This window comes from Pseudomonas sp. LPH60 (assembly GCF_030718165.1).
Taxonomy (GTDB): Bacteria; Pseudomonadota; Gammaproteobacteria; order Pseudomonadales; family Pseudomonadaceae; genus Aquipseudomonas; species Aquipseudomonas danubii.
This window is the reverse complement of the sequence record NZ_JAVAJH010000010.1, coordinates 212,656-237,634: the sequence shown is the minus strand read 5'-3', so window position 1 is coordinate 237,634 and position 24,979 is coordinate 212,656. Positions and strand designations below refer to the sequence as shown.

Annotated in this window: 19 protein-coding genes and 1 tRNA gene; 1 reads left to right on the top strand and 19 read right to left on the bottom strand. The window is 60.4% G+C overall.

Annotated elements, in window-relative coordinates; all coding sequences use genetic code 11:
- Positions 1-71 precede the first annotated feature (71 nt).
- The 16 genes from Q8O96_RS29050 to tssA all read right to left on the bottom strand — a co-directional run bounded on the left by Q8O96_RS29050 (position 72) and on the right by tssA (position 20,717).
- Positions 72-1,133, bottom strand: a complete 1,062-nt coding sequence (locus tag Q8O96_RS29050; RefSeq protein ID WP_305949920.1) for a serine/threonine-protein kinase — start codon at positions 1,131-1,133, stop codon at positions 72-74.
- Positions 1,130-1,858 carry a PP2C family serine/threonine-protein phosphatase gene (locus Q8O96_RS29045; protein ID WP_102864959.1) on the bottom strand — a complete coding sequence of 243 codons (729 nt, stop codon included), beginning with the start codon at positions 1,856-1,858 and terminating at the stop codon, positions 1,130-1,132. Before Q8O96_RS29045 ends, Q8O96_RS29050 begins: the two co-directional genes overlap by 4 nt.
- Positions 1,858-5,385, bottom strand: a complete 3,528-nt coding sequence (gene tssM / locus Q8O96_RS29040; protein WP_305949919.1) for a type VI secretion system membrane subunit TssM — start codon at positions 5,383-5,385, stop codon at positions 1,858-1,860. The genes Q8O96_RS29045 and tssM overlap by 1 nt, the downstream gene beginning before the upstream one ends.
- A 14-nt stretch (positions 5,386-5,399) precedes the next feature.
- Positions 5,400-6,269: a type IVB secretion system protein IcmH/DotU gene (gene icmH, locus Q8O96_RS29035; protein WP_207166100.1), complete on the bottom strand. Its 870-nt coding sequence runs from the start codon at positions 6,267-6,269 to the stop codon at positions 5,400-5,402.
- A gap of 5 nt (positions 6,270-6,274) precedes the next feature.
- Positions 6,275-7,606 carry a type VI secretion system baseplate subunit TssK gene (gene tssK / locus Q8O96_RS29030; protein ID WP_102864956.1) on the bottom strand — a complete coding sequence of 444 codons (1,332 nt, stop codon included), beginning with the start codon at positions 7,604-7,606 and terminating at the stop codon, positions 6,275-6,277.
- A complete protein-coding gene (gene tssJ, locus Q8O96_RS29025; protein WP_102864955.1) occupies positions 7,606-8,109 on the bottom strand; it encodes a type VI secretion system lipoprotein TssJ in 504 nt (167 codons plus the stop codon). The genes tssK and tssJ overlap by 1 nt, the downstream gene beginning before the upstream one ends.
- A gap of 5 nt (positions 8,110-8,114) precedes the next feature.
- Complete coding sequence (gene tagH, locus Q8O96_RS29020) at positions 8,115-9,311, bottom strand: type VI secretion system-associated FHA domain protein TagH (protein WP_207816761.1); 1,197 nt, start codon at positions 9,309-9,311, stop codon at positions 8,115-8,117.
- Between the two features lie 17 nt (positions 9,312-9,328).
- Positions 9,329-9,469, bottom strand: a complete 141-nt coding sequence (locus tag Q8O96_RS29015; protein WP_102864953.1) for a type VI secretion protein — start codon at positions 9,467-9,469, stop codon at positions 9,329-9,331.
- A 92-nt stretch (positions 9,470-9,561) separates the two neighbouring features.
- Positions 9,562-11,079, bottom strand: coding sequence for a sigma-54-dependent Fis family transcriptional regulator (locus Q8O96_RS29010; RefSeq protein WP_305949918.1), 1,518 nt, complete (start codon positions 11,077-11,079; stop codon positions 9,562-9,564).
- A gap of 10 nt (positions 11,080-11,089) precedes the next feature.
- Positions 11,090-13,732: a type VI secretion system ATPase TssH gene (gene tssH, locus Q8O96_RS29005; RefSeq protein ID WP_305949917.1), complete on the bottom strand. Its 2,643-nt coding sequence runs from the start codon at positions 13,730-13,732 to the stop codon at positions 11,090-11,092.
- A gap of 13 nt (positions 13,733-13,745) precedes the next feature.
- Positions 13,746-14,753 carry a type VI secretion system baseplate subunit TssG gene (tssG, locus tag Q8O96_RS29000; protein WP_305949916.1) on the bottom strand — a complete coding sequence of 336 codons (1,008 nt, stop codon included), beginning with the start codon at positions 14,751-14,753 and terminating at the stop codon, positions 13,746-13,748.
- Positions 14,717-16,504 (bottom strand): type VI secretion system baseplate subunit TssF, encoded by a 1,788-nt coding sequence (tssF, locus tag Q8O96_RS28995; protein WP_305949915.1) that lies wholly within the window; start codon positions 16,502-16,504, stop codon positions 14,717-14,719. The genes tssG and tssF overlap by 37 nt, the downstream gene beginning before the upstream one ends.
- Positions 16,505-16,700: 196 nt before the next feature.
- A complete protein-coding gene (tssE, locus tag Q8O96_RS28990; RefSeq protein ID WP_102864950.1) occupies positions 16,701-17,108 on the bottom strand; it encodes a type VI secretion system baseplate subunit TssE in 408 nt (135 codons plus the stop codon).
- 14 nt (positions 17,109-17,122) lie between these two features.
- Positions 17,123-18,598, bottom strand: coding sequence for a type VI secretion system contractile sheath large subunit (gene tssC / locus Q8O96_RS28985; protein WP_102864949.1), 1,476 nt, complete (start codon positions 18,596-18,598; stop codon positions 17,123-17,125).
- Between the two features lie 26 nt (positions 18,599-18,624).
- Positions 18,625-19,128, bottom strand: a complete 504-nt coding sequence (gene tssB, locus Q8O96_RS28980) for a type VI secretion system contractile sheath small subunit (protein WP_102864948.1) — start codon at positions 19,126-19,128, stop codon at positions 18,625-18,627.
- Positions 19,129-19,160: 32 nt separating this feature from the next.
- Positions 19,161-20,717: a type VI secretion system protein TssA gene (gene tssA, locus Q8O96_RS28975; protein ID WP_102864947.1), complete on the bottom strand. Its 1,557-nt coding sequence runs from the start codon at positions 20,715-20,717 to the stop codon at positions 19,161-19,163.
- 745 nt (positions 20,718-21,462) lie between these two features.
- Between tssA and Q8O96_RS28970 the strand changes: the two genes are divergently transcribed.
- Positions 21,463-21,636 carry a hypothetical protein gene (locus Q8O96_RS28970; RefSeq protein WP_305949914.1) on the top strand — a complete coding sequence of 58 codons (174 nt, stop codon included), beginning with the start codon at positions 21,463-21,465 and terminating at the stop codon, positions 21,634-21,636.
- A gap of 785 nt (positions 21,637-22,421) precedes the next feature.
- Here the strand turns inward: Q8O96_RS28970 and Q8O96_RS28965 are convergent.
- The 3 genes from Q8O96_RS28965 to uvrC form a co-directional block, all read right to left on the bottom strand.
- Positions 22,422-22,497, bottom strand: a tRNA-Gly gene (locus Q8O96_RS28965).
- Positions 22,498-22,562: 65 nt separating this feature from the next.
- Positions 22,563-23,123 carry a CDP-diacylglycerol--glycerol-3-phosphate 3-phosphatidyltransferase gene (gene pgsA / locus Q8O96_RS28960; RefSeq protein ID WP_060839891.1) on the bottom strand — a complete coding sequence of 187 codons (561 nt, stop codon included), beginning with the start codon at positions 23,121-23,123 and terminating at the stop codon, positions 22,563-22,565.
- A gap of 32 nt (positions 23,124-23,155) precedes the next feature.
- Positions 23,156-24,979 (bottom strand): excinuclease ABC subunit UvrC, encoded by a 1,824-nt coding sequence (uvrC, locus tag Q8O96_RS28955; protein WP_102864946.1) that lies wholly within the window; start codon positions 24,977-24,979, stop codon positions 23,156-23,158.

The following is a 24,979-nucleotide window of genomic DNA, read 5'->3' as shown; positions in this document are numbered from 1 at the left end:
CCATCTCCACTTAGAGAACCATTGGCCTTCCGAGCCCGACGAAAAAGACCGCAACCCTCCCCGCTCACGGGCTATCTTCTGCATCGCGACATCCAGCGCGATATCCAGGACGGTTGCGCGCCCAGCGCCTCACGCAGTGCCTGAAGGCCGTCGCTACGCTCCTCCACATTGAAGGCCAACGCCGCTCTCAGGGCGGGCCAGCAATGCCCCGGAAGATGCTTGGGCGCCTGCAAGGTAAGCTCCAGTCGCTGATCACGCGCCTGGGTCGACGGCAAGCCTCGGAAGGGATGCTTGCCAGAGGCCAGTTCAAAGATCACGCAAGCCACGGCATACAGGTCGGCAGCGGCCGACAAGACACCGCCCTCCAGCAATTCGGGGGCAGCGTAGCCCGGCGTCCAGGCATTGAAGCGACTGCGGCTCAAGTGAGGCAGGCCAGGCAAGACACCCGCCTCGGCCTGACCCAGGCCGAAGTCGAACAGGCGCACGCCCTCTTCACCGAGCATCACGTTGCTCGGTTTCAGATCCCCATGCAGCACGCCGCGCCCGTGGCTGTAAGCCAGGGCGTCAAGCAGCGGCACGGCCACCTCCTGCAAGGCTGTCCACGGCAGGCCCATCGGGTGCTCGCAGAGCAGCTTGTCCAGCGTAAGCCCGCGCATCAGCTCCATGGTGATGAACGCACAGTGACATTGGGCATCCACTTCAAAGCTGTGCAAACGCACGATGTTCGGATGGCGCAAGCGGCGCGTCAGGGCGAACTCGCTATACAGCACCAGGCTCGCATCCGGCGACTCGGAAAACTCCTCGCCCAACACCTTGAGGGCGATGTAGGGATCGGGGTCGCCGAACTGTTCATGCAGCAGGTCGCGCGCGCGATAAACCGTGCCCATGCCTCCAGCACCGAGCAGCCGTTCAAGACGATAGCGACCCGCCAGCAATCGCGGCAGCGTGCCTACCGGCGCAGTTTGCGCAGCTTTGGCTTTGCCACGCTTTCGCGCCCGGCTGCGGCCCTTGCCCCTGGGACGCGCCACGGCAGGCGCAGCAGGTGGGGGTTTGACGAAGGCGAAATAGGTCAGGTCGCCGGCCTCAGCCTCACCGGCCAGGATGCGCTGCATATCGGGCTTCATATCCGTCATTGGCGGATCACCACGGCCGTCAGGTTGTCTCTGGCGGCGCCGCGCAATGCCCCTTCAAACAGTCGCTCCAGGGCGATCCGTGGCGACGCAAGGCTCAGCGCCCGGCCTAAGGCATCTCCGCTAAGTCCTTGGTAAAGACCATCGCTGCACAGCAGAAAAACATCGCCCGCATGGACCTCGAACTCCAGCACATCCAGGGCCAACCGCTCGCTGGCGCCCACCGCGCGAGTCAGGGCATTGGCATCGGGATGAGCACTGGCCTGTTCCGGACTCATCCGTTGCTCGTCCACCAATTGCTGCCTCAGCGAGTGATCCTTGGACAGTTGATACAGGCACTGCCCACGCCACAGATAACAGCGGCTGTCGCCCGCCCAGATACAGGCCGCGCGGTTGCCTTGCAGCAACAACGCCACCACGGTGCTGCCAACTATGCTGTCTTGGCGCCCCACACTGACCGTCAACTCCTGGCCAAGGCGCCGGTTCAGCCAGTGCAGGCATTGGCGCAAGTCATTGAGCCGCCCCTCGAAACTGTCACGCAGCGACAACTCCGCCAGGCTGGCGACAATCAGCTGGCTGGCAACATCTCCGCACTGGTGGCCGCCCATGCCATCGGCGACCACCCAGAGCCCCTGCTCCGGGCAATCGAGAAAGGCATCTTCATTGCGCAGCCGCACCTTGCCCGGGTCGGTCCGTGCGGCGCTGCGCCAAGTGCCGGCACCCGACATCAGAGCTGCGCCGGCATACGGAATGAGCGCAGCACGCCCATGTCGAACGGGTTCGGCGTGCGCTGGCTCAGCAGCAGATAATTGGCACGCAAGCCACCCAGCTCGGCCTTGAGTACCAGCACATCACGACCGGTCAGGTACTCGGTCTGCATCAGGTCGAGCAGACGGAACAACGACCAGGGCCCGGTGTTCTTCTCGATACCGATGGGCCGGCCGACCATCTTGTCCAACACCAGGCTGGCACGCCCTTCTTCAGCATCGGTGGGCCACTTGAAGGACATCGGCACAATAGGGCCGTGCCGGTATTCCAGTTGCCGGTTGCCAAAACGGAACTCGGCCCGACTCACCGCCGGGTCGAGGGTGTAGGGCTCAAGCCTGAACTGCACCTGGGGCTCGGCCGGGTTCTCGGCGAAGAATCCCTGGCGAATCACTTGCGCGGCGACCATCTGCTCAAGGTACGCCTTGTTGATCGGCAGGCTTTGGCCGTCGATGCTGCGCAAGCGGTAGCTACCCGGATCACCACTGACGAAAGGTCGTATGTAGGTGTCGAAGAAGCGCTCGGCGATGCCCTGAGCCTTGAAGAACTCGCGAAAATCGTTGACGGCCACATCGCTGGTGCTATGGGCATTGAACGGATAGCGCTTGCGGATCGCCTTACCGTAGAAACTGTACAGCTCGCTCTGGTATCGCTGGTTGAGGTACTGGTACGAATCATTGAGCACCAGGCGCCAGGCGTCCTCGGCCAGCGAGTTGAACCACAGGCTCACCGGACGCGGCAGGCGCACCGAGGCATTGCGCAGGCTGCTCAGGGCATCGCGCTGGCCGCTCATGCGCGCCTTGGCCATTTCAAACGCAGCCTGATCAGGCTGGCTGGCCCGCGCCAGGCTGGACAGCTGCAGCTGCAGGTCGTTGATTGCCAGCAACGCCGGGGTCAGGTCCGCCGCCGGGCCGTTGTTGTCGTCCAGCAAGCGGTGCAGCGGGTCAAAGCGACGTTGCAGCGCCTTCTTCGCCGTATCCGGCAGGCTCTTGGCCAGGGCCTGGCGGGCCTTACCTGCGACAGCGGCCAGCCCCTCGCCCTGCGCACCTGGCGCTGCATCCCCGGTCTTGCCAGCCTGCGCCGTCTCGTCGGCAGCCTCGAGCACGCTCTGGAAGCGGGTGTTCTCACGGATCTCCACCAGCAACTGCAAGAGCGGCGAGTTGGCCGCGGTCAGACTGGCCAGTTGTTCGGCCCCATCGCCGGCATCGTTGAACGGCGGCAGGCTGACCCGGCCCAGGGCTTCGCTCCAGTGGTTGGCATAGTCGCGAAAGTACAGTTGCTCCAGCTCGACCATCAGCCGACGCAGATCCATGCCACTGATTCCCGAACCTTCGCCCAGCACCCAGTTGTCACGCAGGATATCGGTGACCAGCGCCGTGCCCTGGATCGAAAAATACTGCTGATAACCCTGCTGGGTATAAAAACCCGGGATCACATAGTCAGTGCCGACAAACAGATTGCCTTGTGGCCCCAGGTGCTGGCTCAGACGGTATTGCGGCAAGCTGCGAGCCTGCTCGCGCAGCACTCGGTAGACCACGTTGGCCAACGATTCGCTGCGCAACACCTGACGGGCCTGGCTCACCAGAGCCTCGTTGAGCGGATAACTGAATGGCAATTGGAGCAGGCGTTCGAAGTGCCCATTCAGACCGTTCTGCAAGGCGCTGTTGCCGGCGTAGCGGCTCGACCATTCTCGCGCCACCCAGTCCTTGAGCAAGGACGGATCACGGCGATCCTGCAGGTTCAGCATCAGATACGCGCGCAAGCTGTTGAGCAGGCGTTCGCGATCGCGCATGTTGGCGCGAACCTGCCCTTCGAGCATCTGCGCAACCCTTGGCAACAGTTGCTCCTGCAACTCACGCTCATAGGCACGCAAGAGCACCGGACGGCTGGCATCGCCTTGATACAGCCCAACCCGCTCATGCAGCGGCACCTCGCCCCCGGGCGCAAAGACCTGGGTGGCCGCATAACGAGTGTCGAGGGGTTTGAGCAGGGCCTGCGCGTCATCCCGCGCACTCAAGGCCACGCGTTGCTCACTCCAGCTCTGCGCCAGTGAACGCAGTTGCTCCAGGCGCCCGTGGTTGGCCGAGAAGCTCCCCGCCCACAGCATGCCAAACACCGCCAGGGCCGCCAGGGCGCCCACGTACAGGGCACGCTGGCCCCAGTGAATGCGTCGGCGCTCGCGTTGGTCCAGGCCGGCCAAGTCGGCCTCGGGGAAAATCACCCGGCTCAACAGGTGATGAATAAAGCGCGAGCGACCGCCGCGCAGGGTCGGCAGGACGGCAGCCGACATGCCCAGGGTCGCGCCGATACTGGCCGTATCTTGATCGAGCTGTTCGATCAGGTGCGGCGCACTGGTCAGGTAGAAGCCCCGCAGCTGGCTGGGGCGCTGATAGCGGTTGCCGGTGAATGCCATGTCGACGAACAGGCACAAGCGCTCTCCGATCTGTCCCAATTGGTGTGGGAAGTCGAGAATGCGCCCACGCCGCTGGGTGTCTCGCTCCTGGTGCATGCGCATGATCACCTGGCTGTTCAAGCGCCGCAGCAACTCCTCGAACTCCTGGCGTAGAACTGCCACATCGGTGCCGCTTTGTTCCTTGCCAAAGCTGGCGCCGAGTACCTGATCGCTTTCCTCACGGCTCATGTGATCAAAGAACTCGTCAAACCCCGCCAGTTGGTCGGCCTTGCTGAGCACCAGGTAGACCGGGACATCGACATGCAATTTCTGATGAACATCCTGCAAGCGCATACGCACCTGCTGCGCCAGGGTCTCCAGTTCCTGCTCGTCGGCGCTCAGCAGTGCCGCTACCGGAACCGTCACCAGCACACCATTGAGCGGGCGGCCACGACGACGCTTGCGCAACAGACCCAGCAAGGTGTTCCAGGCACTGGCGTCGACGTCGGCGGCGCCTTGGCTCAGGTAGCGGCCGGCCGTGTCGATCAGCACGCCATGCTCGGCGAAGTACCAGTCGCAGTGACGGGTGCCGCTGGTGTCGCGGGTCAGCTTGCGGCCCATTTTGTTGAGCGGAAACTCCAGGCCCGAAAAGTCCAGTAGGCTGGTCTTGCCGCTGCCTTGGGGACCGAGCAGCAGGTACCAGGGCAGGTCACTGCGCCAACGCTCGCTGCGACCGCGGTACAGGCTTGAGGTCTTTAGGGTGCGCAGCGCGTCCTTGAAGCGCTCATGGAGCTCTTTGTGCTCCTGGTCGATCAACTCGTCGCGCTGCATGCGCTGCTGCCCGGCCTCGCTGTCCAAGACGGCTTTCTTGCGGACACCGGCGCGCCAGCTGACAAAGACCATCGCCAGCCCCCAGATCAGGAACAACGCGCTGATGGTCAGCAGGCGCGAGGTTGCGCTGGCCCAGAACTTGTTGTCGTTGACGGCCAGTAGTGGCCCGACGAACCACACCAGCGATGCCACACTCAGCACCAACAGCAGCGTCCAGACCCAGGTCTGACGCAGCAAGGCGCCGGCTTTATTGAAGAAGTTTTTCATCACACGTCCCTGTCTTACTGCTGGGGCTGGACCACCACCGGGTCAAGCGGTTGATACGTCTGCAACAGGCTTTCGCGCTGCTGGCCCAGCACCCAGGCAAACCCCGAGTACATCACCAGCAGGCAAACCACGGTGAACAGCGCAACCATCCACCCCGGCACAATGCGCACCAGGCTGCGACGCTGATCGCCGAGCCCTTCCCAATGTGGCGACAGCTCACGAGGCACATCGCCCCGCAGCTGGCGGATCTGCCGGTACAAGGCGTCGCGAATCCCCTCAAGCTCGAGCACGCCGCGGGGAATGACCCGGTACTTGCCCTCGAACCCCAACGACAGGCACAGGTACATCAGCTCCAGCATCGGCAGATGCTTGACCGGGTTCTTCGACAGCCGATCCAGCAGTTGGAAGAACTTTTCGCCGCCGAAGGTTTCGTTGTGAAAGCTGCTGAGCAGACTCATTTGCGACCACTGGCTTTCATTGCCCCAAGAGGTGCTCACCACCGCCTCGTCGACCACGGTGCACAGCACATAGCGGGCGGCCATCACCTGGCTGCTCTGCGCACCGTCCTGCAGGGCTCGCGTGTCGAACTGCCTGAGGCCGGCACTCAGGCGCGTATTGAGTGCACGCAAGTCTTCGGCAGACGTGCTGTGCTTGAGGCGAACCACTTCCGACAGCAGGTCGGACGCCGCCGCCACGAGCGGGTTGAGGCTGACGCTGAAGGATTGCGCAGGGCCCAGGCGTGCGGCATAGATCATCCGTTCCTCTAACTGCTCGAAACGGGGGGGATCGGCGAAGTCGGTCAGCGGGTTGCGCTCCGGGCCATGCCCAAGGCGGTCAAGCAAAACGGTTTTATCGTCCTGAGGGTGTTCCAGATCCTTGATCATGTCGTTCAGTTCCTGATGGCCCAGAATTTCAGTTCAAGCTCGGCGAACTCACCGGAGACGTGGAAGGCGAAACCGCCCGAACGCTCCAGTTGCGCCAAGTCCTCGGGACTGAGGTCGAGGATGAAATAGGTCTTGTTGGAGTGGAATGCGATCTGTCGCGGCGCCACCGGCAAGGGCCGGACCTTGATCCCCGGCAGATGCAGGTTGACCAGTTGCCGAATGCTCTCCACCGGTCCGACCTTGAGGTGCGACGGCAAGCGATGACGCAGTTCTTCAGAGTCACAGTTGGCACTGGCCGCAAGCACGAACGAGGCCGACTCCAGCAGCTTGTGATCATGCAGCGGCGACACCAGCACCCCGTACTGACGGGCCTGCAGCACCAGTTCGATGGCGTGCTGCTCAAGCACCATCGACAGCACCTGGCGAATGGCGTCCATCAGTTTGCGAAAGCTCGCCCCCTGGTCGCTGTGCTGATAGCGGCTGTCCAGCCGTGGACGCTTGCTGTCACTGGCGAAAGTCGCCAGCTCCCCGAGCATGACCAGCAGCGAGCGATAGAGCTCCTCCGGATGGACATGTTCAAGATCCAGGTAATGGCGCAACAGCAGTTCGGTGCGGTTGATCAGTTGCAGCATCATGAAGTCGCCGACCTCGGCACCACCGACCTTGCCGTTGGAGCGAATCCGCTCGGCGATGGTGTCCCCCCGATGACTGAGCATGCTGATGATCTCTTTCAGGCACGAAAGCAGATAGGTGCTGGCATGGGTGTGCAGGAAGGTCGGCACAAAATCCGGATCGAGGCTGATCACGCCATCGGAGGTGGCATCCAGCACTTCACAGACTTTCAACTTCACATAGGCCTGCCCGCTCTGCTGCTCGCCCAATAGCAGACGGAAGTCCGGACGGGCACAGCTGAGCTGGCTGCTGGAATCATCACCGGCGTTGGAGTCGGCGATTTCCGCCTCGTAGACGATGTAGCGCGCCAGCACATCGGATTGCTCTGCGCGCCGCGCTTCGATGTGGTTGCCCGTGACCAGCGGCAAAGCCAGGTAGACCGGCGTGCTCCCCGTGTTGGGCGGTACATCCAGGGCCAGTGGCTCGGTATCGTCCCCCAGCTCGAACAGGCTGCCGTCCGGCAAGATACCGGAGGCCCGGCTGATCACCAGCTTGCCCATGTTGAGGAACTGCAGATCGATCTCCAGCGCCAGAAATCCCCAACTGTAACTACCCAGCAGCTGGGTACGGGTTTTCATCTGGTAATCGTAGTAACGGTCGTTGTGCTGGAAATGCTGAGGCCGCAGCAACATGCCTTCCTGCCAAATGATTTTATGCACGTTCATCAATTGTCATCCGCTTGGGTGGACACATCGTTGCTGTTGCGGATGCCGGACTGGTCGAGGATCAGGCCGACCTCGGTCACCTCCTGCGGGGTGAGCTGCACCACATAACGCCACTGGCTTTCCGGCAAATCACGATAAGCCGCAAGCACGCCGACGAAACGGCTCCCGTCCTCGACCCGCAACTTGAATTCGAGGCTTTCCCCCGGGCGCAACTCCAGCTCTTCACTGGCCACCAGATCCGGTGCCAGGGACTCCCTGGCGCGCTCGTAGAGACTGAAAAAGTCGGCGTTCTCGAACGCGACGGGATGCTTGAGTTCCATCAACCGCACCACGATCGGCGACGCACGCCCATTGAGGTCGGGGTTGAGCCGGTCGCTGGCACTGAGCTTCAGGTTCAGCTTGGTCAGGGTCGAATACGGCGACATCGATGCGCAGCCGGTCAACAGCGCCAAGGCCATGAGCAGCGTCAGGGCCTTGAGTAATGGGTGGGTACGGCGAGACATGCAGGTCATCCTTGAGCATCGAGGTGGAGGGTGGAGATCAGGCGGATCTGCTCTTCATAGGCCTGAGCAAAATCCCGCGCCAGCAGGCGCTCGTTCCAATCGTCGTCCTGACACAGCGCCTGGTGATAGCGGCGGTACGCTCGCCAGCGGCTACCGGAAGTCGCCAGCAACGGTTGCTGGCCATCGCGCTCGAAACGTAGCGTCAGCTGTTGCGGCGAAAAGTGTTCGAGGGTGCTACGCACTGCTGCGCGGCTGGCGCTGAGCAGCGCCACCTGGTGCGCCTGCAAGTCGCGAAAAGCGCGGGAAATCGCCTGCTCGGCAGACAGTTGCCCAGGCTTGTGGTCCAGCAGCAGGATGCCCAGTAGCGCTTCGCAATCCACGGCGAACTTGAACGGGTTCTGACTGTTGCCCTGGGCCGTGGTGAGGGCCAGGCGCAGCTCGTTTTTCAGCTCGCTGCGGGTTCGCAAGCTCTGCTGCAAGCCCCCCATGCTCTGCTTGAACAGCCCCGCGACATTGATTGCCAGGGCCTCGCGCTGATCGAGATCGAGCGTCTGCAGATCCACCCCCAGGACCGCGCCAAAACGCGCCCAGAAAGCCTCGCTTTGGCAAGCCGGCGCCTTGGGCTCGGGTAGCGCCTGCGGCTCGGGGGGGGCCACCAGTTCCGGGACCAACAGGCATTCCCTATCGATGCGGGCATAGTCAGCTCGCTGTCCAGGCTCCTGGTGTGGCACATCAAGCGCGCTCAGCTCGTCTAGCTCTGCCCCACTGTGTTCCTGCTGGTCCAATGCGTTGAGCGGGTCGAGGTCAATGAATGCGTTATCCGGAATGATGCTACCGGCCGCTTGCGGACGACCGGCTTCAACGGCGAAGGCTTCCGGGGCTTGCACCAGGCGTGCACGGATCTCGAAATCCCCCAGCAAGTAGACACTGCCCTGCTCGATACGCTGGGCTTGGCCCTTGCGCAGGCGCGCGCCACTGCCACGGTCCTGAATACCGTTGCTGCTGGTATCGGTGAGGAAAAACTGGCCATCGCGGTAGCTGACCAGCGCATGATGGTTGGACAGATGACGGTTGCTATCCGGAATCTGCCACTCGCAATCCTCTCCCCGGCCGATGGTGCCACCCGCCCGCCTGAAAGTTTTGCTGCTCAAGTCCGCCGGCACGAATTGCTTGGCATTGAGCACTTCAAAAACCAGTTCCATGATGCTGCTCCTTGCGCTCACTTGCCGCGATTGACCGCCTGCGGATCACCCAGCGGGCGATAGGTGTCATCGTTGAATTTGTAGTTGCCGCTGCAGGCGCCGAGGCCGACCACAACAACCAGGGTCAAGAGGACGGCTTGCCAGTGACGAACAGACATCAGAAGGTCTCCATAGGTAGACAGTGCACAAGACGCCCTCCCTTGCAGGCGCGCCCAGAAGTACGAAAAACCAGCCAAGGCTGCATGCCTCGCTAGACCACAAAGTCATCAAGATTGATGTTCAGGCGCCCCAGGCGGTACAGCAGCGTGCGACGGGGCAATCCCAGCTCCCGGGCCGCCAGGGTCTGATTGCCGTCGTTCTTGCGCAAGCAATCGAGCAACAGGTGGCGTTCGACTTTTTCCAACTGCTCGCGCAGGTTCAGACCCGACTCTTCGGGCATGACTTCAACGTTCAGGGAGAAATGCTCGGCCATCAGTTCACCGTCTTCACAGAGCAGCACTGCACGCTCCACCAGCCCCTTGAGCTCGCGCACGTTGCCTGGAAAGGCGTAACCGGACAGATGATTGAGGGCCGTCGGCGACCAGCTCACCGGGTCCTTTTGCAGGAAGGCACAGGCCTTGTCGGCGAAATGCCGGGCCAGGTCGAGAATGTCGCCTTCACGCTGTCGCAACGCCGGCAACTCGATCGGGAACTGAGCCAGGCGGTAATACAGGTCCTCACGGAACTTGCCCTCGCCCACCAGCGCCGCCAGATCGCGGTGGGTGGCGGCGATGATCCGCACGTCGATGGTGTGCGTGTCGTTGGAGCCCAACGGGCGGATCTCGCCGTCCTGCAGTACCCGAAGCAATTTGGCTTGCAGGGACAACGGCATGTCGCCAATTTCGTCCAGCAACAAAGTGCCGCCATTGGCCGCATCAAACAGTCCGGGGCGATCGCGGTCAGCGCCCGTGAACGCCCCCTTGCGATAACCGAACAACTCGCTTTCCAGCAGGTTTTCCGGAAACGCCGCGCAGTTCTGCACCACAAATGCCTGGGAACGACGCGGGCCGTAATCATGAATGGCACGCGCCACCACTTCCTTGCCGGTACCGGTTTCGCCACGCAGCAACACGGTGTAAGGGCTGTGCAGGACCTTGCTGATCAACTGATAGGCCTGGCGCATCGCCGGACTGGTGCCGATCAGGCCATAACCACTGGTGATGACCTCGGGGGGCAGAAGCGGCGCAGGCTCGCCCGCGGGCAGGCGCAAACGCTGGAGCAACGCCCATTGTCCAAGGACAAACGCCCCCAGTTGGCCCAACGACTGGGCAAAGGCTTGCAGGTCTTGCTGTTGCGGGCTGGCACACAACAGCAAGCCTTCGACAGCCTTGCGCGCGTTGACCAGCGGTACGCATAACAGTGACTGCCACGCAGCGCTGTACACGGGCAGGAAGCTGGTGTCGTGGAGGCTGTGGTTCAGGCCCACCAGGCTCACCACCCGGTTCTGGCACAGGGCAAACTGCAGCAGTTGCTCACCGCTGTAATCGCTCGGCAGGTTGATCACTTCCCGCGGTTGCAAAAGGCCACCGAGGCATTCGGCGCGCAGTTGCAGGCAGCTATGGGTGGCATCGAGCAGATACAGCTGACTCAGTTCACAGCCACTGAGCTGCGCTGCGCCGCGCACAAAGTCTTCAAGCAGCACAGCGCCTTCCGTCGCCCGGGACAAAGCGGAGAATTGCGCCAGCAGTGCCTCTGCATAGGCCAGCGGCTGCGGCACCCGAGTGAACATGATGCCCACCTCAGGCGAACTCGCAGGCCACGCCACCGCTGCTATCGAGCGTTGCGTACACACGTTTGAGGTTCTCGCCGGTGGCCATGGCCGCCAGCAGACGGTCGGCCACCAACGGCAGGACGTGCAGGTCGAGCAAGTAGTCGATCAGGCGTGCACCGCTTTCGCTCTGAGTACAGCGTTCGGCCAAGTGATCGACCAACGCCTGGCAGTGGCTGAACTCCAGCTGCCGAGCGTTCAGCCGCTCACCCAGTCGCGCCAACTTGATTTCGATCAGTTCACGCAGCACCGGGCCACTCACCGGGTAGTAAGGCACCACGCGCATACGTGCCAGCAGCGCCGGTTTGAAATGCTTGCTCAATACCGGACGGATCGTCTGCTCCAGGGTGTCGACACTCGGGCGCTCGCCGTTCTCGCACAGCGCGCTGATCCGCTCGCTGCCCAGGTTCGAGGTCATCAGTATCAGCGTGTTGCGAAAATCGATCTCGCGCCCTTCGCCATCGTTGGCCACGCCCTTGTCGAAGATCTGATAGAACAGGTTGAGCACATCCGGATCGGCTTTCTCGACTTCATCGAGCAGCACCACGGAGTAGGGTTTTTGCCGCACCGCTTCGGTGAGCATGCCGCCTTCGCCATAGCCGACATAACCCGGCGGAGCGCCAATCAAACGTGAAACGGTGTGTTTCTCCTGGAACTCGGACATGTTGATGGTGGTGATGAAACGCTCACCGCCATACAGCAGGTCTGCCAGGGCCAGGGCGGTTTCGGTCTTGCCCACACCGCTGGGGCCCACCAGGAGAAATACGCCGACTGGTGCGTCTGGTTTATTCAGGCCTGCGGCCACGGCACGCATCGAACGATCCAGAACCTGTACCGCCTGGTCCTGACCGCGAATACGGGCACTCAGGTCAGTGGCGAAACTCGCCACCTTGGCGTTGTGCTCACGGGCCAGCTGCGCCAGCGGTACGCCGGTCCAGGCGCTGATGACTTCAGCCACCAGGCGTGGACACACCTCGAAGCTCACCAGCCGCTCACGGGTTTGCGCATCGCTCAGGGCGCGATGGGTGTCGTTGAGTGCCGACTCCAGCTCCACCACGCCAGGCCCGGCTTGCCCATCAGTCTCCCGGCCAGCATCCGGCGAGCCTTCGCTGTCCTGTGTCGAGCGCAGAGGGCTGGCGTCGCGGGCCCTGGCCAATTGCACACGTAACTGCAGCAGGCGCTCGGCCAATGTGCGTTGCTCATGCCAGAGTGTTTCCAGGGCCTGCTGTTGCTCCGCGGCATCGGCCAGCCGCGCTTCCAGGCTGTCCAGGACCTCGTGGTCGATCTTCAGTCCGGCTTCGGCGTCGCGCCGCAGAGCCTGGCACTGACGCCGTCCCTCAGCACACTCGCCACGCAGACGCTCCAGACGCTCAGGCGCCGCTGCAAGGCTGATGCGAACCCGGGCACAGGCGGTGTCGAGGACATCGACAGCCTTGTCCGGCAATTGGCGCCCGGCGAGGTAGCGGGCCGAGAGCTCGGCGGCGGCCACCACGGCGTCATCACGCAGGTAGATACCGTGGCTCTTCTCATAGACCTGGGCCAGGCCTCGCAGAATGGTCACCGCCTCGGCAACGGTGGGTTCGTGCAATTGCACGGGTTGGAAACGCCGGGCCAGGGCCGGATCTTTCTCGAAGTATTTTTTGTATTCGCTCCAGGTGGTGGCCGCAATGGTACGCAGCTCACCGCGGGCCAGGGCCGGCTTGAGCAGGTTGGCCGCATCGGAGCCTCCGGCATTGCCGCCCGCGCCGATCAGGGTATGAGCCTCATCGATGAACAGGATGATCGGTTTGGGCGAGGCTTTGACCTCATCAATCACCCCTTTGAGGCGCCGTTCGAATTCACCTTTGACGCTGGCGCCCGCTTGCAGCAGCCCCATGTCCAGCGAGAGCAGCTCAATGTCCTTGAGCACGGGCGGTACTTCTCCGGCGGCGATGCGCGAGGCCAGACCTTCAACGACCGCGGTTTTACCGACACCGGCCTCACCGACCACAATCGGGTTGTTCTTGCGGCGACGGGCGAGGATGTCGACCATCTGCCGGATCGCATCGTCGCGGCACAGCACCGGGTCGAGTTGGCCGTCTCGCGCCTGTTGGGTGAGGTTATGAGTGAAACGCTGCAACAGCGACTCCCCCGCTGCCGCCGGCCCGCCGCCGGAGATTCGTTGCTGTTGTGACAGAGCAAAATCCTTCAGGCGTTCGATGTCCAGCTTCGCCAGCAACGGCTGGTAGCGACTGCCGGCATAACGCATCGGGTTGCGCAGCAAGGCCAGAATCAAGGCCGCCTGCTCGACCTGGCTTTGACCCAGTTCAAGATTGGCCACCAGTAATGCGTCCTGCAGCCACTGCACCAGTTCCGGAGCGAACACCGGGCTGCGCGAGCCGCTATCGCCGACTTGCGATTGCAGTGCCTCAATCAACTCGCCGGCCTCGACTTGCGCGTCCTGCAACGCCCGGGCAAGCAGACCCTGGGGACGCTCCAGCAAACCCAGCAGCAGGTCTTCGACCAGCACCTTGTTGCCGCCACGGGCGACGCAGCGCTCAGCGGAACGCTCCAGGTCGCGGCGGGTTTCAGCGTCCAGTGCCTGGATAAGTTGTTGCAGGTCTAGGTTGATCATGGGTCATCTGTCCTTAATGAATTTTGCTGCCCAGGGTCACCACGCCGTCGGCCTTTTCATGACCGAGCCAACTGGTCCACCCCAGACGACAGGTGTTCTGTTCACCGATGCACAGTTCGCGGATTTCCTCCTGGCGCAGCACCAGGCGAATGTCGTAGTCCAGTGGATCGCGCAGGGTGAACCGCACCAGCGCGCACAAGGGCTGGTAACCGAATCCGATCGGCAGGAACTCGTGGAAGCGTTGCCAGTCGAGCTGGCTGATATGAATGCGGAACTTGCCGCTGCGGTCGCGCACCCGCTCGCCCAGTACCAGGTCCTCGGCGAGCAGGCTGTTGGCCTGCCCCAGGCAATTGCGCTGCTCGTCGAGAATCTCTACCCGGCGCTCGATGCACTGCTCGATCACCAGGTCTGCGTGCTTGAAGTAGTAGCGCAGCACCGCCTCGATCAGCGCCGCCGAATGGGCGCGCAAGCTGAGCAATCCCAGGTATGGCAGCAAGCGTTTCCAGTTCAGTTCCTTGGCCTTGCGGATCTCTTCGCCACCCAGGCCGATCAAGGCAAACAAATGCGCTGAAAACGGGTCCAGGGCACCACTCTTGAAGCTGGCGCGATAGCGGTATTTACTCCAGATCGGCAGCATCAGGCGTTGCAGGCGGTGATGGAACAGATCGAGGAAGTTGCGTGTCGGGTTGCCCTCCTCGCCATCGCCCAGGGCCTGCTCGCCATAGAAGGCCGGCAAGGGCGAGCCCGCGCCGAACAACCCGATCAGGTTGAAACGCAAACGTGCACGCATCTGGCCGCGCTCTTGAAAAAACTCCACGCGATCAACATCGCTGCCAGGGAAACCCAGGCTCGGATTGGCCTGGAACTCCAGCTGATCGTAGAGTTCCTCTTCACTCAGGTACGGATGGGCATCACGCAAGCGATCGACGACCAACAGTACGGCCTGAAACAGCGAATACTCTCGTATTACCGTGCTCAGCCTGCTTAAAGCAGGGGCTGCAGCCCCATGCGTGGCGCCCATTTGTACACCTCTCCCTGTGTACTTTTTACCCGCAGCTCATGGTAGGAATTGAGACTGGCGTAAAGAGCAAAAAACTCGTTAAGAACCGATGCGAAAACGAACAGGTCGCCTTCACCGATATAGCCTTGGGGATCGATACTCAGCTCGGTGCGTAATCCACGCAGCGGCAAACCTCGGTGCAGGCGGTCGACGTGCTCGTGACGTATCGACTTGAGCCCGCCCAGCAAACGCTTGCTGACCTTCTCCAGGTGCTGGTCGTAGTAGCGTGGCAAATCGTAGGTTTCGAGGATCACCTTCAACGCATCGACGTTGGCCAGCGACAGATAGTTGAGCGACATGTTGCTGATGAGCTTCCACAGAAAATCGCGGTTCAGTGGCGGCGCGTAGCTCGACGTGACCGGTGTGATGTTGCGGAAGCTGAGAAACTCCGGGGTTTCCTCGCACAACTGGTTGATGTCGCCGAGCTTGAGCCGACGCGGCAGGTTCTGGTTGGTGCACATCAGCTCGATCGACAGGGTTTCCTGAGCCTCGGTGTGACGGATGCCGAAGCTCAGGTAGGTATCGAGGCCGTCGTGCAGCAACGATGAGCGCTGGCGAATGCTGTAGTGCGGACGGCTGTGGGGCACGTCGAAACTCGGATCATGCTCGAACGACTCGAAGGGTACATACGCCTGATAACCCAGGCCTCCCGGCTTCCAGCCGGTGACGCTTTCAATGGAAAACACGCCGCAATGTTCCAGTTCGTACTTGGCCGGTAGCAACAGGTACTCGTCCTGCTTGCCGTCGAGACGAATCGGCAAGGCATCGTGCTTGAACAGGTTGACGATAGGCGTGCAGTAGAGCTTCACGTTGTCCAGTGTCGGACGCAGACGTTGCACCCCACTGTTGCGAATATCGAAGCGCAACTCCAAACCGTGCATGCGCTGAAGGATGTCTTGCGCCAACCTCTGCAGCAGATCCAGACCACTGAGATCGACAAACAGGAACTTATCCTGGAGCGCAAAATACTCCTGCAAATAGCGATACCCGCGGAAGGTATTCAGCGGGTACGGGATCAAGGCCTCTTCTTCAGCAAAGCCCACAGGCTGTACACGATTGCCCGGTATCTTGAAGGACATCCCAACGCCGTTGACTCCGGCCAGCGGCTCGCCGTCCACCCCCAACGGCACCAGCTCGATGCCCTCAAGGTTGCGCAGCAGGCTGAGGTAAAGCATCTGACTGATGTAGCGCTCACCGGCCAGGTGCAAGCGCAGACGCTCCAGGTTCAGCTCACCAATATGACCGTCGCAACTCATTTCCAGACGCAGGCTCAACAGTGCACCGTCACCCTTGACCGAGTAACTCAATGCCGTCAGGTCCAGAGGCAGCACATCGGTCGGATAGCAGGTGCGAAATCGGCAGCAGACATCATCAATGGGCTTGCTCTCTACCGGCGTATCTCGCGGTATGTGCTGGGCGGGTCCGGACTGCTGCAGGGGGTCGAACTGCAAGATGCTGAACGCTGGCAATGGCCGCATGTAGTTCGGCCACAGCAGGTGCATCAGCGAGTGGCTCAGCTCGGGCAGTTCGTCGTCGAGCTTCTGGCGCAGACGTCCCGTCAGAAACGCAAACCCTTCGAGCAGGCGCTCTACATCCGGGTCTCGTCCGGCCTCCCCCAGAAAAGGTGCCAAGGCCGGACTGCGCTCGGCGAAACGACGGCCCAGCTGGCGCAGCGCGGTCAGCTCACTTTGGTAGTAGTGGTTAAAGGACATGGGCTCAGTGCCTGGTAGTAAGAGTCATGGATCACTGCGGTGGAACGCGTTGCCAATAGCCGCGCCGCGTTACCCCACTCTCCAAAGATCCCTGCCGTGTTCGCGACGCGTACCGGATAGCCAACAAAGGTCGTGGCCTGGGTAGCCAACAACCCGGCTGGCGCAGACTGCGTGGTGTGCTGTCATCGTCGTCTCCTTAACTGACCTTGACTTGCCCGCTGCCATCCAGGCACGCGGAAAAACTGACCTGACGCTTGATCCCTTCCACCTCAAGCAAGCCTTCAATGCTGAACGCCAGCTTGAGCGGGTCATGATCACGCGGCAGAGAAACGACACGCACCTGACTGAGCCGCGGCTCGTAGGCTTCGATGAAGTGTTCGATGGCCAAACGGGCCTGGCTCAGGGCATCGTGCAAGCTCAAGCGCATGTCGTTGAGATCGGGCAACCCGTAGTCGGAAAGCGTTTGCACGCTCCCCGCACGGGTGCTGAGCATCTTGCCCAGATGGGCAGCCACCGATGCCATCGCGCCTACCTCGCGGCTCCAGCCGGCACGCTGGTCGGCCTCTGCGCTCAGGCGTTCAAACAGGCTGCCGTATCCGCTCATGACCTGGCTCCCGGTTACTCTTTATCCAGTTTGCCAACCAGAGAAAGCGTGAAGTCGGCCCCCATGTACTTGAAGTGCGGGCGCACGTTCAGGCTCACGCGATACCAGCCCGGCTCGCCCTCCACATCGCTGACGATGATCTGCGCAGCGCGCAGCGGACGACGGCCACGGACTTCGGCACTGGGGTTTTCCTGGTCAGCCACGTACTGACGGATCCATTTATTGAGCTCCAGCTCAAGATCGGTACGCTCCTTCCATGAGCCGAGCTGTTCACGCTGCAGCACCTTCAGGTAGTGAGCCAGGCGGTTGACGATCATCATGTAGGGCAGTTGGGTGCCAAGCTTGTAGTTCAGCTCCGCGGTCTTGCCTTCAGCGCTGATGCCAAAGAACTTCGGCTTCTGTACCGAGTTGGCAGAGAAGAACGCGGCGTTGTCACTGCCCTTGCGCATGGTCAGGGAGATGAAGCCCTCCTCCGCCAGTTCGTACTCACGACGATCTGAAACCAGCACTTCAGTCGGGATCTTGGTTTCGATTTCACCCATGCTTTCGAAATGGTGCAGCGGCAAGTCTTCCACCGCGCCACCGCTCTGCGGACCGATGATGTTCGGGCACCAGCGGAACTTGGCGAAGCTGTCGGTCAACTTGGTGCCGAACGCATATGCGGTATTGCCCCACAGGTAGTGCTCGTGGTTGTTGGCAACGGTTTCCTTGTAGACGAAGGACTTGACCGGGTTTTCTTCCGGATCATAGGGATTGCGCAGCAGGAACCGCGGCAAGGTCAGGGCGATGTAGCGAGAGTCCTCCGACTGCCGGAAGCTCTGCCACTTGGCAAATTGCGGGCCTTCGAAATGATCCTTCAGATCCTTCAGGTCCGGCAGGCCGGTGAAGCTTTCCAGGCCAAAGAAGTTCGGGCCTGCGGCGGCAATGAACGGCGCATGTGACATGCAGGCAACGCTGGAGACGTACTGCATCAACTTCACGTCGGGAGAACTGGGCGACATGAAGTAGTTGGCGATGATCGCGCCGACTGGCTGGCCACCAAACTGGCCGTACTCCGCGGTGTAGATGTGTTTGTAAAGGCCGGCCTGCATCACTTCCGGCGAATCTTCGAAGTCGTCCAGCAGGTCCTGCTTGGAGACGTTGAGGATTTCTATCTTGATGTTTTCACGGAAATTGGTGCGCTCCACCAGTAACTGCAGCCCCCGCCAGGCAGACTCCAGCGACTGAAAATCTTCGTGGTGGAGAATCTCATCCATCTGCTGGCTGAGCTTGGCATCGATCTCGGCGATCATGCGATCGACCATGGCCTTCTTGACCGGCTCGCCGCTGTTCTGCGGTTTGAGCAGCTCCTCGATGAAGGCTGACACTCCGCGCTTGGCGATATCGTAGGCTTCGTCGTTCGGAGTCAGACGGGTTTCGGCGATGATGCCGTCGAGAATGCTGTACTCGCTGCTCTCGTTGCTTTGGTGTTGCGCGGCACGGGTAGTCATGTGTTGTGGCTTCCTTGTCTGATGGGTCAGGCGTCTGGGGCGGCGGCGTTCAGGCCCAGCTCACCGAGCACGCGAACGCGGGATTCGTCGTCGGCGAGAACGCCTTCGATGGCTTTGCGAAACGCAGGGGCATTACCCAGAGGCCCCTTGAGTGCCACCAAGGCATCGCGCAGCTCCATCAGCTTTTTCAACTCGGGCACCTGCTCTACCAAGCTGGCCGGGTTGAAGTCCTTCATCGAGCTGACCCGCAGACTGACCGCCAGCTCATCAGCGTCACTGTCCTCCTGAAGACGGTTAGGCACGCTGAGCGTCAGACTCAGATCCTGCTTGGCCAAGACTTCGTCGAAAGTCATTTTGTCGATACTGATCGGCTTGCGATCTTCCACCTTGCGTTCATCCGGACGCTGGGTGTAATCGCCGATCGCCAGCAGTTTCAGCGGTAGCTCAATCTCCTCCTGAGCTCCGCCGGTCGCGGGTTTGAAGGTGACGTTGATGCGTTCCTTAGGGGCTACAGAGCCTTCTTTGGCCATGGTCCTTTCCTTGCGATTGTCGGCCCGTGGGCCTATTCGAGTACCACCTCGAGGTCGAGATGGCACAGCCTGCGATAAATCTCTTCCTTGCGTTCTCGCACTGCGTGGTTCTGCGGCAACAACTCACAGCAGCTATGCAGGAGGTGCAGCACTTCCAACGCAAGATCCGGCTCCCAGGCGTGCAAGCCTGAGTTCTGCAATTCTTGATCAAGGGTTTCCAGCTGGGTCTTGGCCAGCTCGTACTTCTTGGCGATGAAACACAGCCGCGCCAGGCTGAAATGCCAGAAGAACCTCACGCGACCGCCACGCGCACTCTGCAGGCCTGGCTTGAGTACTTGCACCGCCGCCTTGAGGCCATCCTTGCGCAGGATCGGCAAGACCTCTTCCAGGGCCTCCTCCCAAATCGGCTGGCTGGAGCTGGCGTCGACCTGACGCGGTGCGCTGGTGGCGGATAGGTGAGGCATGACATGGGCGCTGATCCAGCTTCGAGTGGCCGGATCGGCGAAGGGGGTGCCGTCGTGAAAGCGCAACTCAACCACTCCCGGCAGACGCTGCAGCAAGAGCGCAAAGTGAAATTCGACTTCACGCATGGCCTGGTCGGCGTTCAACGCTTGCAAGCACTCCCAGACCATGCGCTGCCCGTCGAACCAAAAGGGTGCCCTGGACAGGCTGGCTTCGAGTTCCAGCAACAAATCAGCGAACTGGCCACCGGCAAAGCGTTCCTGGTAAGCCTTGAGTTTGTCCCCTGGCAGCCCTCGCAATGCCGTGACCTGTTCAGCGTTACGCTCCGGGACAGTATCGATGGGCAACCACAGCATGGTGCGGTTCAGGCGCAGGGAGCGCACGTCGGTAGCCTTCTGCTTGAGCCACCAGGCGCACAGAGGTCGGGCATGCTCCTGCAGCGCACGCAGGACCCTCTGAGCATCCTTTTCGTTATCGATCGACGAGGCCGATGAGAAGAGCTGGGTCGCTGCCTGCTTGACCTGTGCTACCACCGTGCCAACGGCGCCGGGCTCTGGCTGATGCTCGACGGCACGCTGGATCATGCTCGACAGCCGCCGACAGATGGGCAGCAACAAAGGAGCGTCATCGCCAAGATGCTGGGTCAGTACCGCATCAAGCTTTTCCAGATTCAGCACCAGTCGACGAAACAGCGGTAACTGTTCCTTGATCGCGATGTTTTCGCTTAACGCCTGCTCCAGTCGAGGCACCAGCCAACTGATGGCGGCACCACGGGTACGCAGTTTATTGGGGTGAACCTCGACCCAATGCTGTTCACACAGGTACTGCAAGAGGCCGGAACCCGCCAGCAATCCTGCGAAGGACTCGCGCTGATACAGCGCCCAAGTGAGCCAGGCGGCCACTCGCAGATCCTTGGACTGCACACGTAGCAGGTTTTCACTGTTTTCAAGAACTTTCAGCCAGTCGATCTGACCGCTTTCATGCATGGACTGGGCTTTGGCCAACTCGTTTTCAAGGGCTTCGTATTCACTCGAAAAGCGAACATCCGCGCCCGCAAAACTCTCTTTGGAAATAGAGACTTTGGCGATCTCAAGATAATGAGCAGACAGTTTATTTGAGTAGTTCATCCATGACCTGTTTAAAGCTTTGCCGCAGAACAAATGGCTAGCGCTTTAAAAATATACCCCCTAACCCATAAGTATTAATTTAAGAAAAATCCTAAACTTACGAGAATAATTCCCTTACCGTTTCAATTTTTCCGACAAGCGCACTCCGCGCCAGGACCTTTGTTACCGACCTTTTCGCTCATGCAGTGCCGTCGCGATGCATAGCCACAGATATATACCTCCATTAACCATGCTGTATCAGAAAGTAAAAACGGGGCGAGATAACCTTGTTCAGCTAACGGCGCACCGTGAGATAAATATAATTAGCTCATTTTTATCAACAACATAAGAAACTTACTTAGAAACTAAAACACAACCTCCTTTCAAGGTCGCGTCCAACAAGAGGAACACTCGGCTCAAGGTGTAACTCCCTGAAATAGCGGTACAACAGCTTCCAAAAAAATGGAAACTGCTCGGCGATTCATTATGAGAGCGCTGGCTTTGCGTTGTTGTAGCACCGGATACGGGCCAGTTATTGCTTAACCTCGATGGTCCTGATGTGTTGTTTGGTCATGGCGTTTGAATGGTGAGCGGAGCCCTAGGCCTAAACATCACCGTTCTTAATTGAGGGCAGCTTTTAGACTCAGAAGTTTCAACTGACTTTACAGACCGGTCTCATATTAACGTTTGCGCACGCTTTACCAGTTTGAGCGCCATCTTGCATCAGAGCCAGGCAAGGTGCGGGTTAAAGCTTAAGGATGAGTCTATGTTCGCTTCAGTCGACACTGCACATTTTGTGCTGTCCATCCCTGCCGTTCGCCACGACTTCAAGGGGCTGGCCTTCAAGGGTTGCGAAGCCATCTGCGAGCTGTATGCGATCCGTATCGAGCTGATTTCGGACACCCCTAGGCTTTGTACGAAAACCCTTGATACTCGGTGATGCTGCGTTGAAAAACGGTCTCGCGCGCGAGTCCGATCGGAATGCTCATTTACACCCCGTGAAGTCGGACGCGACCCCGGCCGTTCCTCGAACGTTTTCGCCTTGCCTGACCTTCGTCTCAAAACTTTTCGGACAGAGCCTAATGTCGAGCTGAAAAGCCTACTCAACCAACCGGCTTCCTTGCAGTTCGGCCTGGATGGTGAAGGCATCCACGGCCTGATCGACGATTATCGAAATCGGCGACTGCGGTAAATGCATGACCCGCTATGCCAGCGAGAAACTTGGCCATGAGGCAATCTGATCAGCCGCGCATCGAAAACGCCCTCGGCCTTTCCAGCCAAAGCTACAACTTACATACCGACCAGATCGGCACACCGTAGGAAATGACCGATGTCGGAGGACTCGAGGCGTCGCGGGTACTACAAAGCATGAGGAGAACGCTATCGCAGAATCGGATTGAGCAGAATCTGTGTTTTCAGGGGGTATCACGTTTAGGAAAGAGGACTGAACTACAGCACCTTCGGTAAGACGATCCGGCGGGGGGGGACTATTTTCCACGCAAGGTCCGATTGAGTTGATGGGCGGGGATAACCTACATCGACATACGCCGACAACAAACCGGTTCAGCACTTGACCAGACTTGAGCGTTTGAAACGTACTCAATTCTGGACTTAAACGCACTGGATGATGCTGGATTTGAGCGAAAAGCACAGAAACGAAAAAAGGACCCGGAGGTCCTTTTTTCGATCGCAGTAGAAATCGACTGAATTCTACAACGCTATATTTGGAGCGGGAAACGAGACTCGAACTCGCGACCCCGACCTTGGCAAGGTCGTGCTCTACCAACTGAGCTATTCCCGCATCGTCTTGGTGTTGCGCATTCTATAGAAATCCGAATGCGCGTCAAGCCCTTGATTCAAAAATACTTATTTTTTCTCGTTGTCGATTTTCAGATGCGGCCAGGCGGCCCGCAGATACTGCAGCATCGACCACAAGGTTAGCCCCGCCGCTACCAGCAGCAAGGCATAGCCCACCAAGACCCAGAAGCTGAAGTCCGAAGGGTTGGCCAGGAGGATCACCAGCGCCAGCATCTGCGCTGCTGTTTTCCATTTGCCCATATTGGACACTGCCACCTGGGCCCGGGCGCCAAGTTCGGCCATCCATTCGCGCAGTGCCGAAACAACAATCTCGCGACCGATGATCACAGCTGCCGGCAAGGTCAGCCACAGGTTGCCGTGCTCTTGCACCAGCAGCACCAGGGCCACCGCCACCATCAGCTTGTCAGCTACAGGGTCGAGGAACGCGCCAAACGGCGTGCTCTGCTGCAGGCGTCGTGCCAGGTAGCCATCCAACCAGTCAGTGGCAGCCGCGAAGGCAAAGACTGAACTGGCTGCCATGTAGCTCCAGCTATAGGGCAAATAGAACAGCAATATGAAAATCGGGATGAGCAGGACGCGTAGAACGGTGATCAGATTAGGGATATTCATCGGCACAACTGGCTACGAGGTGATTGGGCATTCTACTCGCTGTGCAGGTTTGCATAAATCAACTCTGCGAGCTTTTTACTGATTCCCGGTGCTTTGGCTATCTCGTCGATGCTGGCACGAGACAGTTCTTGCAATCCACCAAAATGTTTAAGAAGGTCCCGCCGACGCTTCGGGCCAACGCCCGCCACCCCTTCCAGGGTCGAGGTACGCCGGGTTTTTCCACGTCGGGCACGGTGACCGGTGATCGCGAAGCGGTGAGCCTCATCGCGGATTTGCTGAATCAGGTGTAACGCCGGTGAGTCGCCTTTGAGGGTGAACTCGTGGGCGGCGTCATTCAGGTACAAGGTCTCGAAACCCGCCTTGCGGGTCGCCCCCTTGGCTACGCCGAGGAGGATCAGGTCCGGTACCGCCAGTTCATTGAGCACGTCGCGAGCCATGGACAACTGCCCCTTGCCGCCATCCACCAGAAGGATATCCGGCAGCTTGCCTTCGCCTTCCTTGAGCTTGCTGAAGCGCCGGGTAAGAGCCTGATGCATGGCCGCATAGTCGTCTCCGGCGGTGACGCCCTCAATGTTGTAACGGCGGTAATCGGATTTCAGCGGCCCTTCCGGACCGAACACCACGCAGGAGGCCACTGTGGCCTCGCCGCTGGAGTGGCTGATGTCGTAGCACTCCAGGCGCTGCGGTGGCTCGTCCAGGTTCAGAACTTCAGCCAGGGCTTCAAAGCGCGCGGCTACGTGCTGGCGGTTGGCCAAGCGTGCACTCAGAGCCTGTTCGGCATTGGTCACCGCCAGTTGCTGCCAGCGGGCACGGGTGCCACGGACCCGGTGACTGATGGTCAGCTCGCGACCCCGCAGTTCGTAAATGGCGGCGACCAGCGTCGGGAAGTCTTCGTGCACCACGTTGACGATCAATTCCGCAGGCAGATCGCGCTCAGGACTGCTGACAAAATACTGACCCAGAAAGGCCGACATGACTTGCGCTACATCTTCCTCGATGCCCACCTGGGGAAAGAAGTTCTTGCTACCCAGCACCCGACCGCCACGCACGCTGATCAGGTGCACGCAGGCGCCACCCGGGTTAACGAAGGCCGCGACCACATCCACATCACCGGTGCCACCTTCCATGCTTTGCTGGTCCTGGACTCGGCGCAGCAGGGAAATCTGGTCCCGCAACTCGGCGGCCTTTTCAAAATCCAGAGTGCCGGCGGCCGCCTCCATGGCACTGGAAAGTTCGTCGGTCAAGGCGTTGCTACGCCCCTCCAGGAACATGACCGAGTGGCGCACGTCTTCGGCATAGATCTCAGGCTCCACCAGGCCGACGCAAGGCGCCTTGCAGCGCTTGATCTGGTACTGCAGGCAGGGCCGCGTGCGGTTTTTGTAATAGCTGTCCTCGCACTGGCGGACCATGAAGGTCTTCTGCAACAGGCTGAGGCTTTCACGAATGGCGCCGGCACTGGGGTATGGCCCGAAATATTTGCCCTTGTGCTTCTTCGCCCCGCGATGAATGCTGAAACGCGGAAAATCGCCATCCGAAAGAAACACATAGGGATAGGACTTATCGTCGCGCAAGAGAATGTTGTAGGGCGGCCGCCACTCCTTGATCAGCGTCTGCTCCAGCAGCAGCGCTTCGGTCTCGTTGGCGGTAATGGTGGTTTCGATCTGCGCGATACGCGCCACCAGGGCTGCGGTCTTCGGTGCCTGGCCGGTCTTGCGGAAATAGCTGGACAGCCGGTTTTTCAGATTCTTGGCTTTGCCCACGTAAAGCAGGCGTGCATCGCTGTCGAACATGCGATACACGCCGGGACGGCCACTGCAGGTAGAAAGAAAAGCACTGGGATCAAACAGGTCAGTCAT